Consider the following 12,378-nt stretch of genomic DNA (forward strand, 5'->3'; position numbering starts at 1 on the left):
CTGTAGGAGCCGGCGGTGCGTTGGGTTCAGGTGGCTGTTGGGTTTCATTTTCGGAGTCTGGCAATGGCGTTACGTGAAGAATGTCTATGGGAAAAGCTCACGCCCCAGCGGCCCGAGGCGCCGCGCTTCAAGGGTGAGCTGAGCGTCGACGTCTGTGTCATCGGCGCCGGCATTACCGGGCTGTCGGCTGCGATTCACCTGCGTGAGCAGGGCAAGAGCGTCTGCGTGCTGGAGGCTCATCGCACCGGGCATGGTGGTTCCGGGCGCAATGTCGGCCTGGTCAACGCCGGGTTGTGGATTCCTCCGGACGATATCGAGGCCGGTTTCGGCGAGGCCGTCGGCAGCCAGCTCAATCGCATGCTCGGCGGTGCCCCGGCGCTGGTGTTCAGCCTGGTCGACAAGTACGGCATCGATTGCCAACTGCGCCGCGAAGGCACCTTGCATATGGCCCACAATGCCCGTGGCGAGGCTGACCTGCGCAGTCGCGAGCAACAGTGGAAGCGTCGCGGCGCCCCGGTGGAGCTGCTGACCGGCAGCGCCTGCGAAGCCGCCACCGGTACGCGCAAGATTGCCGCCGCCCTGCTCGACCGGCGGGCCGGCACCCTCAATCCGATGGCCTACACCTCGGGCCTGGCCAAGGCCGCCGTCGGGCTGGGTGCCCGATTGTTCGACCAGTCGCCGGTCACCCGGCTGGAGCGCCAGGGCCAGCGCTGGTCGGTGCAGACAGCCGACGGCGCGGTCACTGCCGAACAGGTGGTGATGGCCTCCAATGCCTACACCGAAGGCGAGTGGACCGAGCTGCGGCGCAATTTCTTCCCCGGTTACTACTATCAGGTCGCTTCCGTCCCGCTGGACGATGACGCGGCGAAACGGATCCTGCCGGGCGGGCAGGGCTCCTGGGACACCCGCCAGGTGCTCAGCAGCATCCGCCGCGATGCCGACGGCCGGCTGCTGCTGGGCAGCCTCGGCAATGGCAACCAGAAACCCGCCTGGTTCCTGCGGGCCTGGGCCGACCGGATCCAGCAGCACTATTTCCCCTACCTGAAAAAGGTCGACTGGGAATGTACCTGGACCGGCTGCATCGCCTTCACCCCCGATCACCTGATGCGGCTGTTCGAGCCGGCGCCCGGCCTGGTGGCCGTCACCGGCTACAACGGACGGGGCGTCACCACCGGAACCGTGGTCGGCAAGGCCTTCGCCGACTACCTGTGTAACGGAAATCCTCAGGCCCTGCCGATTCCCTTTGCACCGATGCGGCCGGTACCGGCGGTGGGCCTGCGCAGTTGCCTGTACGAGGTCGGGTTCTCGCTGTATCACGCGGGCCAGTGCCTGCGGATCGTCATTTGATACAACAAAAGCGCCAATCCGGACGGCGCTTTTACCGGCTACGGCTAGCCTATATGGTGCGCGATGTAGCAGTCGTGCACTGTGAGTGTGCACTTCGGTGACGCATGTTGTTACATGGTGGTTGCACGCGTATGTGTGTCGAGGTTGCAGTAGTGGCACTTGAGGGTTGCACCTTTTTCTGAAAAAGGTTCTACCTTCGCCGAGTTAGACGGTTGCACGCCCAGTTGAAAAGGGCCCGAAACAGTCCAGAAAACCATAAGACAGTGACTTTTTTCAGAACAAAAAACCGATGGCACGCCCCTTGCTCTGAGCATTCAGTGAAGTCGCAGTGCCAAACTAAAAAAACTTGGAGCACCACCTCATGTCCCAGAAGTTTTACAAAAAAGGCTGTGTCGCCCTCGCAGTGGCTGCTGCGCTGGGTGTTTCTGCGTTTGCTCAGGCTGATCTGAAAATCGGTGTGGCCGGTCCCATGACCGGTGCCAATGCGGCGTTTGGCGAGCAGTACATGAAGGGGGCTCAGGCGGCGGCGGACGTGATCAACGCGGAAGGCGGGGTCAACGGCGAGAAGATCGTCCTGATCAAGGGCGACGACGCGTGCGAGCCGAAGCAGGCGGTAACGGTGGCCAAGGACCTGACCAACAAGCAGGTCGCCGGTGTCGTCGGGCACTTCTGCTCCTCCTCGACCATCCCGGCCTCGGAAGTCTATGACGAAGCCGGCATCATCGCGATCACGCCCGGTTCCACCAACCCGCAGGTGACCGAGCGCGGTCTGTCCGCGATGTTCCGCATGTGCGGTCGTGACGACCAGCAGGGCATCGTCGCCGGCGACTACATCGTCGACGTGCTCAAGGGCAAGAAGGTCGCGGTGATCCACGACAAGGACACCTATGGCCAGGGCCTGGCCGACGCCACCAAGGCGCAACTGATCAAGCGCGGCGTGACCCCGGTGATCTACGAGGGCCTGACCCGTGGCGAGAAGGACTTCAGTGCCCTGGTGACCAAGATCCGTGCCGCCGGCGCCGACGTGGTCTACTTCGGTGGCCTGCATCCGGAAGCCGGTCCCCTGGTCAAGCAACTGCGCACCGAAGGCCTGAAGGACGTCAAGTTCATGTCCGACGACGGTGTGGTGACCGATGAACTGGTGACCACCGCCGGCGGCCCGCAATACGTCGACGGCGTCTACATGACCTTCGGCGCCGACCCACGCCTGCTGCCCGACAGCAAGGCGGTCGTCGAGCAGTTCCGCAAGAACGGCACCGAGCCTGAAGGCTACACCCTGTACGCCTACGCCTCGATCCAGGCCCTGGCCGCCGGCTTCAACGGCGCCAAGTCCAACAAGGGCGAAGACGCCGCCAAATGGCTCAAGTCGCATCCGGTCAAGACCGTGATGGGCGAAAAGGCCTGGGACACCAAGGGCGACCTGAAAGTCTCCGACTACGTGGTCTACCAGTGGGACGCGAGCGGCAAATACCACCAACTGGAAAAACAGAAGTGACATGAGCCGATCGGCCGGCCCCGCGCGGGTCGGCCGGTCGCCACGTGTGTCCGTGCAGTTACCTGTCTTTTCTCGTAGAACTGCACATGGCTGTGCTGCGACGGCGGTTGAACCCCGGTCCGTCGCGGTGGGCTTCTGTGCAGTCTCTCAACGTGCGTGAGATTGCGTTATGGATGGTATTTTCCTGCAGCAACTGGTCAATGGCCTGACCCTCGGGTCGGTCTATGGCCTGATCGCCATCGGCTACACAATGGTCTATGGCATCATCGGCATGATCAACTTCGCCCACGGCGAGGTTTACATGATTTCCGCCTACCTCTCGGCAATCAGTCTGGCCCTGCTGGCCTACTTCGGTATCGAATCCTTCCCGCTGCTGATGCTCGGCACGCTGCTGTTCACCATCGTCGTGACCGGGGTGTATGGCTGGACCATCGAGCGTATCGCCTACAAACCCCTGCGCAACTCTACCCGGCTGGCGCCGCTGATCAGTGCTATCGGCATTTCGCTGATCCTGCAGAACTACGCGCAGATCAGCCAGGGCGCCAGGCAGCAGGGCGTTCCCACACTGCTCACCGGTGCCTGGCGCATCGAGGTCGGCAGTGGCTTCGTCCAGCTCACCTACACCAAGGTCTTCATCCTGGTGGCCGCGTTCCTCGGCATGGGCGTGCTGACCTACATCATCAAGTACACCAGGCTGGGGCGCATGTGCCGGGCCACCCAGCAGGACCGCAAGATGGCCTCGATCCTCGGGATCAATACCGACCGGATCATTTCCTATGTGTTCGTCATCGGTGCGGCCATGGCGGCCCTGGCCGGTGTGCTGATCACCATGAACTACGGCACGTTCGACTTCTACGCGGGCTTCGTCATCGGCATCAAGGCCTTCACCGCCGCGGTACTTGGCGGCATCGGCTCACTGCCGGGAGCGATGCTGGGCGGGATCATCCTCGGGATCTCCGAGTCGCTGTTCTCCGGGTTGGTCAACTCGGACTACAAGGACGTGTTCAGCTTCTCGCTGCTGGTCCTGGTCCTGGTCTTTCGGCCGCAAGGCCTGCTCGGCCGTCCTCTTGTGTCGAAGGTGTAAGCCATGTCCACTGCCACTGAAAAAAAACTCGATATCAAAAAAAGCCTGGTGGATGCCATTCTTGCCGGCCTGCTCGCCCTCATTGTCTTCGGCCCGATCGTCGGGGTCGTCCTCGAGGGCTACAGTTTCAACCTGGAACCGACCCGTGTCGCCTGGCTGGTGGCGATCGTCATGCTCGGCCGCCTGGCCCTGAGCCTCTACCTGCAGACCGCCAAGGGCAAGCGGCTGCTCGACAGCTTCGAGGGCGGCGGTTCGGGGGTGCACGTACTGGCGCCGGACTACAAGTCGCGCCTGCGCTGGATCATCCCGATCATGATCGCCATCGCGGTGGTCTTCCCGGTGTTCTCCAACTCCTACCTGCTGGGCGTGGTGATCCTCGGCCTGATCTACGTGCTGCTCGGCCTCGGCCTGAACATCGTGGTCGGCCTCGCGGGCCTGCTCGACCTCGGCTACGTGGCGTTCTACGCCATCGGTGCCTATGGCCTGGCCCTGGGTTACCAGTACCTCGGCCTGGGCTTCTGGACCGTACTGCCCCTGGCGGCCATCTGCGCGGCCATGGCCGGCTGCGTGCTGGGTTTCCCGGTATTGCGCCTGCATGGCGACTACCTGGCGATCGTGACCCTGGGTTTTGGCGAGATCATCCGCCTGGTGCTCAACAACTGGCTGTCGCTGACCGGCGGCCCGAACGGCATGCCGGCGCCGCTGCCGACCTTCTTCGGCCTGGAGTTCGGCAAGCGGGCGAAGGATGGCGGGGTGCCGTTCCACGAGTTCTTCGGTATCGCCTACAACCCGGACGTGAAGTTCTACTTCATCTACACCGTGCTGTTCCTGGTGGTGCTGGCGGTGCTCTACATCAAGCACCGGTTGACCCGGATGCCGGTCGGCAGGGCCTGGGAGGCCCTGCGTGAAGACGAGATCGCCTGCCGCGCCATGGGCCTGAACCATGTGCTGGTCAAGCTCTCGGCATTCACCCTCGGGGCCTCGACGGCAGGCTTGGCCGGGGTGTTCTTCGCCACCTACCAGGGCTTCGTCAACCCGACCTCGTTCACCTTCTTCGAGTCGGCGCTGATCCTCGCCATCGTCGTGCTCGGCGGCATGGGCTCGACCATCGGCGTGGTCATTGCCGCCTTCGTGCTGACCGTTGCGCCGGAGTTGCTGCGCAGCTTCGCCGAGTACCGGGTGCTGCTGTTCGGCGTATTGATGGTGTTGATGATGATCTGGCGGCCTCGCGGCCTGATCCGTATCAGTCGTACCGGGGTAGCCCCGCGTAAGGGTGTCTTGCACGAGGGAGCTGCGCAATGAACGATGAAATCATTCTCTCGGTCGAGAAACTGATGATGCACTTCGGGGGTATCAAGGCCCTCAGCGACGTCAGCCTGCAGGTCAAGCGCAACTCGATCTTCGCCCTGATCGGCCCCAACGGTGCCGGCAAGACCACCGTGTTCAACTGCCTCACCGGTTTCTACAAGGCCACCGGCGGCAGCATCATGCTCAATACCCGCGGCCGAGAGACCAACGTCATCCAGCTGCTGGGCGAGTCCTTCCGGGCCAGCGACTTCGTTTCGCCGAAGAACTTCGCCAGCCGGCTGTACTACAAGATGTTCGGCGGTACCCACCTGGTCAACCGTGCGGGGCTGGCACGGACCTTCCAGAACATCCGCCTGTTCAAGGAAATGTCGGTGCTGGAGAACCTGCTGGTGGCCCAGCACATGTGGGTCAACCGCAACCTGCTGGCCGGCATCCTCAATACCCGGGGCTACCGCAAGGCCGAGAGCGACGCGCTGGACACGGCGTTCTACTGGCTGGAGGTAGTCGACCTGGTGGACTGCGCCAACCGCCTGGCCGGCGAGCTCTCCTACGGCCAGCAACGCCGCCTGGAGATCGCCCGGGCCATGTGCACGCGGCCGCAGGTGATCTGCCTCGACGAGCCGGCGGCGGGCCTCAACCCTCAGGAAACCGAAGCGCTGAGCGCGATGATCCGGCTGCTGCGCGACGAGCACGATCTGACCGTGGTGCTGATCGAACACGACATGGGCATGGTGATGAGTATTTCCGACCACATCGTGGTACTGGACCACGGCAACGTGATCGCCCAGGGCGGGCCCGAGGCGATCCGCAACGACCCGAAAGTGATTGCCGCCTACCTGGGTGCGGATGAAGAGGAACTGGTATGAGTCAGGCTATCCTCGAACTGAAGAACCTGGACGTCTATTACGGACCGATCCAGGCCCTGAAGAAGGTCTCGTTGCACATCGACGAAGGCGAAACCGTCAGCCTGATCGGCTCCAACGGAGCCGGCAAGTCGACGCTGCTGATGTCGATCTTCGGCCAGCCGCGGGCGGCATCCGGGCAGATCCTCTACCGGGGCATCGACATCACCCACAAGTCCTCCCACTACATCGCCTCCAACGGTATCGCCCAGTCGCCGGAAGGGCGCCGGGTGTTCCCCGACATGACTGTGGAAGAGAACCTGCTGATGGGCACCATCCCCATTGGCGACCAGTTCGCCAGCGAGGACATGCAGCGCATGTTCGAGCTGTTTCCGCGGCTCAGGGAGCGGCGCAACCAGCGGGCCATGACCATGTCCGGCGGCGAGCAGCAGATGCTCGCCATCGCCCGGGCGCTGATGAGCCGACCCAAGCTGCTGCTGCTCGATGAACCGAGCCTGGGCCTGGCGCCGATCGTGGTGAAGCAGATCTTCGCCACCCTGCGCGAACTGGCTGCCTCGGGGATGACCATCTTCCTGGTCGAGCAGAACGCCAACCATGCGCTCAGGCTCTCGGACCGGGCCTACGTGATGGTCAACGGGCAGATCCGTCTCAGCGGTACCGGCAAGGAACTGCTGGCCAACGAGGAGGTGCGCAACGCGTATCTGGGCGGGCACTGATCCGGGTCCACAGGAACGCCCCGTGACCTTGACCGGTCCGGGGCTTTTTTCATATCCACAGCGCCAGGGGCGAATTGTGGAAAACGCCGGGCAAAACTTCGTGGGGTGCGACATGAAACCGCTGCAAACAGTTGTTTTGTCACCGTTTTGACTTGTCCCCGTTTGCTGTGGAATCGGCTGTGGGTAACGTGGGAGTAGCTGGCTGGAGGCCTTGTAGGCCGTGGCCTGTAGAGGTTTGTCTGTTTTTTGATCAGCCGTTTTTCGGTAAGCTCGAAAGACATTTGTCAACAGGTTTATGAGTGTCGCGCTCGCCCGGCAAGTGCTCGGGGAAGCCTGTGGATAACTCTGTGGGCAAACTCTGGAAAGACCGCCGTGGGCGGCGTAGCTACTGGCTTGGCGCCAGCCTGCGGAAACCCATCGGTGGGTCGCGATGGCCGATGGCTGCACATGGGCTTGCCCGGGGTCAAGCGAAAAACTTTTAAAACAGTGCTGCAGGCCTTGTGGATAGCGGCCTGGCGCTGTTCGACTTGCCCCCAGAGATTGTGGAAGGGACTGTGGATAAGATGCGTACATCCGGCGCCAGGCCACGGCTGGCTTGGGCTGTAGAGCTTTGAGCGTTTTTTGTACAGCCTTGCGTTGAACACGCGGCACAGTTGCTGGCCTCCGCCGGGCCGGGCATGCTGGGCGGCGAACGACCTTATTTCAGGCTGTAACCGCGTTTAGCTAGGAGAACACGATGACATCCACGCTGTTTATCACGGGCGCCACTTCCGGTTTTGGCGAGGCGTGTGCCCGTCGTTTTGCCGAGGCCGGCTGGAAACTGGTGCTGACCGGGCGTCGCGAAGAGCGTCTGAATGCCCTGTGCGCCGAGCTTTCCCAGCAGACCGAAGTGCATGGCCTGGTGCTCGACGTGCGTGACCGCAAGGCCATGGAAGAGGCCATCGCCAACCTGCCGCCGAGCTTCGCCAAACTACGTGGGCTGATCAACAACGCCGGCCTGGCCCTGGGCGTCGACCCCGCGCCCAAGTGCGACCTGGACGACTGGGACACCATGGTCGACACCAACATCAAGGGCCTGATGTACAGCACCCGCCTGCTGCTGCCGCGGCTGATCGCTCATGGCCGTGGCGCCAGCATCGTCAACCTCGGTTCGATCGCCGGCAAGTACCCGTACCCGGGCAGCCACGTGTATGGCGCGAGCAAGGCGTTCGTCAAACAGTTCTCCCTGAACCTGCGTTGCGACCTGCAGGGCACGGGCGTGCGGGTGACCAACATCGAGCCGGGGCTGTGTGAAAGCGAGTTCTCGCTGGTGCGTTTCGGCGGTGACCAGGCGCGCTACGACGCCACCTACGCCGGCGCCGAGCCGATCCAGCCGCAGGACATCGCCGAGACCATCTTCTGGGTGCTCAACACACCGGCTCACGTCAACATCAACAGCCTGGAACTGATGCCGGTGAGCCAGACCTGGGCCGGGTTCGCCATCGAGCGCGACAAGGCCTGAAACCCAGGTGATCGTGGGAGCCGGCTTGCGGGTGATCAGCCCAGATGGTCGGCCAGGCCGTACAGGCAGGTCGCCAGATGATAGGGCGTGGTCGACGGCATGTCCGCGCGGCTGACCACACCCTGTGCATCCAGGCATTCATGCCAGCCGCCCGGGTGCATGAACTGTGCGTGCAGGGCCCGGAGCTGGCGCTGCAGGCGCGCCGAGTTATCCACACGCAGGGTCAGCGCCCGCAGGTATTCGGCCTGCGCCCAGATCCGCTGGGTCGCGTCGCGCAGTGTCCCATCGATGGCCAGCATCGCGCTGACGGCTCCGCTGCGCGGGTCGACACCGGTCTGCTCGGCATAGGCGAAACCCCGTTGCAGGGACTGGTGCAGGGCGCTGTCACGCAGCACGGCCGAGGATTCGAGCAGGAACATCCACTCGAACTGATGACCCGGCTCGAACCAGTTATCCACAGTGCCCAGCGGCTTTTCCAGAATCACCCCGTGCTGGCGATCGACGAAGCGTTTCTGCAGGGCCGCGACCAGCGTCAGCATGTCGGCCTGTACGCGGGCATCCTCGCGTGCCGCAAGGGTGGCCAGGAAGGCTTCGGTCAGGTGCATCAGGGGGTTCTGCAACGGTCCGCTGCCGAGCGACGACCAGTCGCGGGTCAGGTCCGCCTCGTAGAGGCCGTCACCGGTGGCGAAGCGTACGGCAATCACTTCCAGTGCGGCATCGAGTACCGACTCCACCAGCGGTTCGCGGACCTTGGCCCAGTAATGAGCGCAGGCGAACAGGATGAAGGCGTGGGTATAGAGGTCCTTGCGGGTGTCCAGCGGGGCGCCCTGTGGGTCGATGCTGTAGAACCAGCCACCGTGCTCGGCATCATGGAAATGCCGCTGCAGCGAGCGGAACAGGGCGGCGGCGCGAGTGCCCGCGCCGGGGAAGGCGGCATCGCCGATCAGGCTGGAGAACAGGTACAGCTGCCGGGCGCAGGCCATGGCGCGATAGCGTTGTGGCGGCAGCGGGCGGTGCTCGGCGTCCAGCGCCTCATACGGCAGCGCCAGCTCGGCATTCCAGCCGGGGCCTTGCCACAGGGGGATGATTACCTGGCGCAAGTGCTGTTGCACGGTGGTGAACAGGCTCTTCGATTCGGGGGCGGCGGCAGAGCTGGAAACATCAGGCATCGGCAGGAGTCGTCGGGCAGGAGTGTGCGCAACATGGTAGCAGGCGACTTGTCGTCGTGTCAGATCAGTGGCTTTTCCGAGGTAGGCAGTACCTGGTCTGGGCAGGCAAGGGGAGGTAAGCCGAGAGGGGGGCAGGCCCATTTGCGGGCAAGCCAGGCTCCTACAAGGTCATGCTGTGCCGCCGGGATGCGTTCGACACAGCTCCTGCAGAAGCCGGGCTTGCCCGCGAACGGGCCTGCCAGGGCAGCGCAGGGCTCAACCGGCCAGCAACCAGACCCCGGTCGCCGCCGACGCCGCGCCAGCCAGTCGTACCAACGGCGCCGCTGCCTGCGGCAAGATCCGCACCAGCCCATAGCCCAGGCCATGCAGGGCCGCCGTTGCCAGCACGAAACCGGCGGCATACGCCCAGGGGCTGGACATTTCCGGCAGTTCCAGGCCATGGGCCACACCGTGGAACAGCGCGAACAGCGCCGTCGCGACGATCGCCAGGCTCACCGGGGGGCGTACCGCCAGCGCTACGGCCAGGCCCAGCGCCAGCACCGAGGCGGCAATCCCGCTTTCCAGGGCCGGCAGTTCCAGGCCGGCGAAACCGAGCAGGCCACCGACCAGCATGGTGCCGACGAAGGTGCAGGGCAGGGCCCAGCGCGCGCTGCCCTGCTGCTGCGCGGCCCACAGGCCGACCGCAAGCATGGCCAGCAGATGATCGAGGCCGCCGATCGGGTGGCTGATGCCCGCGACCAGGCCGCTGTCGCCATGGCCAGGGTGGGCGAAGGCCATGGCCGGAGCCAGCAGCAGGGTGAGGGCACTGAGGAGTTTCTTCAGACTCATGGGCAAATTCCTGGTGGGTTGAATGGTCAGGCCGCGGTCAGCAGGCCCTGGCGTTCGATGAAGGCGATGATGTCGTCCAGGCCCTGCCCGGTTTTCTGGTTGCTGAACACGAACGGCTTGTCGCCGCGCATGCGCCGGGTGTCGCCGTCCATCATTTCCAGCGAGGCGCCCACCAGCGGGGCGAGGTCGATCTTGTTGATCACCAGCAAGTCGGATTTGCAGATACCCGGCCCGCCCTTGCGCGGCAGCTTGTCGCCGGCCGAGACGTCGATCACGTAAATGGTCAGGTCGGAGAGCTCCGGGCTGAAGGTCGCCGACAGGTTGTCGCCACCCGACTCCACCAGGATCAGGTCCAGGCCCGGGAAACGCCGGTTCAACTGGTCCACGGCCTCGAGGTTGATCGAGGCATCCTCGCGAATCGCGGTGTGCGGGCAGCCACCGGTTTCCACGCCGATGATCCGTTCCGGCGCCAATGCCTGGTTGCGCACCAGGAAGTCGGCGTCCTCGCGGGTGTAGATATCGTTGGTGACCACTGCCAGGTTGTAGCGCTCGCGCAGGGCCAGGCACAGGGCCAGGGTCAGGGCGGTCTTGCCGGAGCCGACGGGACCGCCGATACCGACGCGCAGGGGTTGTGCGTTCATCTTGCTCTCCTAGGAACGAAACAGGCGGCTGTACTGGCGCTCGTGGGCCATGCACGCCAGTGACAGGCCGAAGGCGGCGCTGCCGATGTGTTGCGGATCTTGTTCGCTGGCCACCTGCTGCGCCTGCTGCAGCAGGGGCAGCAGTTCGCTGGTCAGGCGCTGGGCGGCCTGCTGGCCGAGCGGCAGGGTCTTCATCAGTACCGCCAACTGGTTTTCCAGCCAGCTCCAGAGCCAGGCGGCCAGGGCATCCTCGGGGCTGATCCGCCAGGCGCGGGCGGCCAGCGCCCAGCCGAGGGCCAGGTGCGGTTCGGTCTGGCGGGCGAGGAAGTCCCGTGCGGGGGCATCAAGGTCGGGAAGGCCATCGAGCAGTTGCTGCAGCGAATAGCCCATCTGCCGGCTTTCCAGATATAGCTCGCGGGTCTCGCGGCTGGCGCGGTGTTCTTCGGCCAACTGTGCCAGGCGCGGCCAGTCGGCCTGCGCCGCTGCAGTGCAGTGGGCCAGCAGCCGTGGCGCCTCGAAGCGGGCGAGATTGAGCAGCAGCTGGTCGCCGATCCAGCGGCGGGCGCTGGCCGGGTCATGCACCCGGGCCTGCTCCACGGCCATTTCCAGGCCCTGGGAGTAGCTGTAGCCACCGATCGGCAGTTGCGGGCTGGCCAGGCGCAGCAGCGCCCAGGCCGGATTCATGTGCGCACACCGAACTGGTGCAGGCGTGGCGGGTAGTTGAAGTCTTCGTCGCCATGCCGGGAATGATGATGGCCACCGCCGTAGGCACCGTGTTCCGGCTGGAAGGGGGCCTCGATGGTTTCGGCGTGGGCGCCCAACTGTTCGAGCATGGCCTTGAGCACATAGTCGTCGAGCAGCCGCAGCCAGCCGTCGCCGACTTGCAGCGCGACATGGCGATTGCCCAGGTGATAGGCGGCGCGGGTCAGTTCGAAGGCATTGGCGCAGGTGACATGCAGCAGCTGTTCGGGACGGGCGCAGACGCGGACGATACGGCCGTCCTCGGCTTGCAGGAATTCGCCGTCGTACAGAGGCGGCTGACCACGCTCCAGGAACAATCCCACGTCTTCACCGGTGGCACTGAAACAGCGCAGGCGGCTTTTGCTACGCGCCTCGAAGTTCAGGTGCAGTTCGGCGCTCCAGGCGGATTGGGGTTCGATTCTGCGATGAATCACCAGCATCTTGGGGCTTCCAGCAATGAGCAATGCCTGAGCTAGAGCAAAGGGCTTGCCAGTCGGACGAAACCTGGGAAATCCCTGTCAGAAAGCGCCGCGCGCCTGAAAAAGGAGCGTAGTGATGTTTCTGGATGTTTCAAGATGGTGCGCGGTCTGTTTTTCTGCGCGTTTTCGGTGCGTTTGAGGGGCGCCCGGCAGGGGAGGTGGTAAAGGGCGTTTCGTTCGCTCAGGGCGTTGAAAAGCTTCGCGGG

Annotated in this window: 12 protein-coding genes; 7 read left to right on the top strand and 5 right to left on the bottom strand. The window is 64.2% G+C overall.

The window, feature by feature from the left end:
• Nucleotides 1-63 precede the first annotated feature (63 nt).
• The 7 genes from ACMGT0_RS03750 to ACMGT0_RS03780 all read left to right on the top strand — a co-directional run bounded on the left by ACMGT0_RS03750 (nucleotide 64) and on the right by ACMGT0_RS03780 (nucleotide 8,314).
• A complete protein-coding gene (locus tag ACMGT0_RS03750; protein ID WP_054059812.1) occupies nucleotides 64-1,347 on the top strand; it encodes an NAD(P)/FAD-dependent oxidoreductase in 1,284 nt (427 codons plus the stop codon).
• Between the two features lie 361 nt (nucleotides 1,348-1,708).
• Entirely contained in the window at nucleotides 1,709-2,842 is a 1,134-nt protein-coding gene (locus ACMGT0_RS03755; RefSeq protein ID WP_054062150.1) for a branched-chain amino acid ABC transporter substrate-binding protein, read from the top strand.
• Nucleotides 2,843-3,011: 169 nt separating this feature from the next.
• Nucleotides 3,012-3,926, top strand: a complete 915-nt coding sequence (locus ACMGT0_RS03760) for an ABC transporter permease subunit (protein ID WP_054059814.1) — start codon at nucleotides 3,012-3,014, stop codon at nucleotides 3,924-3,926.
• Between the two features lie 3 nt (nucleotides 3,927-3,929).
• Nucleotides 3,930-5,228 (top strand): high-affinity branched-chain amino acid ABC transporter permease LivM, encoded by a 1,299-nt coding sequence (gene livM / locus ACMGT0_RS03765; protein WP_054059815.1) that lies wholly within the window; start codon nucleotides 3,930-3,932, stop codon nucleotides 5,226-5,228.
• Nucleotides 5,225-6,100: an ABC transporter ATP-binding protein gene (locus ACMGT0_RS03770; RefSeq protein WP_054059816.1), complete on the top strand. Its 876-nt coding sequence runs from the start codon at nucleotides 5,225-5,227 to the stop codon at nucleotides 6,098-6,100. The genes livM and ACMGT0_RS03770 overlap by 4 nt, the downstream gene beginning before the upstream one ends.
• Nucleotides 6,097-6,813 carry an ABC transporter ATP-binding protein gene (locus tag ACMGT0_RS03775; protein WP_054062151.1) on the top strand — a complete coding sequence of 239 codons (717 nt, stop codon included), beginning with the start codon at nucleotides 6,097-6,099 and terminating at the stop codon, nucleotides 6,811-6,813. Before ACMGT0_RS03770 ends, ACMGT0_RS03775 begins: the two co-directional genes overlap by 4 nt.
• Nucleotides 6,814-7,549: 736 nt before the next feature.
• On the top strand, nucleotides 7,550-8,314 hold the full coding sequence (locus ACMGT0_RS03780) for an SDR family oxidoreductase (protein WP_054059818.1): 765 nt from the start codon (nucleotides 7,550-7,552) through the stop codon (nucleotides 8,312-8,314).
• A 35-nt stretch (nucleotides 8,315-8,349) separates the two neighbouring features.
• Here ACMGT0_RS03780 and ACMGT0_RS03785 read toward each other — a convergent pair whose 3' ends face one another.
• The 5 genes from ACMGT0_RS03785 to ureE form a co-directional block, all read right to left on the bottom strand.
• Nucleotides 8,350-9,483: an AGE family epimerase/isomerase gene (locus tag ACMGT0_RS03785; RefSeq protein ID WP_416771537.1), complete on the bottom strand. Its 1,134-nt coding sequence runs from the start codon at nucleotides 9,481-9,483 to the stop codon at nucleotides 8,350-8,352.
• Nucleotides 9,484-9,738: 255 nt separating this feature from the next.
• On the bottom strand, nucleotides 9,739-10,311 hold the full coding sequence (locus ACMGT0_RS03790) for a HupE/UreJ family protein (RefSeq protein WP_416771539.1): 573 nt from the start codon (nucleotides 10,309-10,311) through the stop codon (nucleotides 9,739-9,741).
• 26 nt (nucleotides 10,312-10,337) lie between these two features.
• On the bottom strand, nucleotides 10,338-10,952 hold the full coding sequence (gene ureG, locus ACMGT0_RS03795; protein ID WP_054061572.1) for an urease accessory protein UreG: 615 nt from the start codon (nucleotides 10,950-10,952) through the stop codon (nucleotides 10,338-10,340).
• Nucleotides 10,953-10,961: 9 nt separating this feature from the next.
• The gene (locus ACMGT0_RS03800) at nucleotides 10,962-11,636 is read right to left on the bottom strand and encodes an urease accessory protein UreF (protein ID WP_054062154.1); all 675 of its coding nucleotides are present in this window, start codon (nucleotides 11,634-11,636) and stop codon (nucleotides 10,962-10,964) included.
• The gene (ureE, locus tag ACMGT0_RS03805) at nucleotides 11,633-12,133 is read right to left on the bottom strand and encodes an urease accessory protein UreE (RefSeq protein WP_054058389.1); all 501 of its coding nucleotides are present in this window, start codon (nucleotides 12,131-12,133) and stop codon (nucleotides 11,633-11,635) included. Before ureE ends, ACMGT0_RS03800 begins: the two co-directional genes overlap by 4 nt.
• Nucleotides 12,134-12,378: the final 245 nt, after the last annotated feature.

Origin of the sequence: Pseudomonas sp. RHF3.3-3 (assembly GCF_048069595.1) — a bacterium.
GTDB lineage: Bacteria > Pseudomonadota > Gammaproteobacteria > Pseudomonadales > Pseudomonadaceae > Aquipseudomonas > Aquipseudomonas fuscovaginae_B.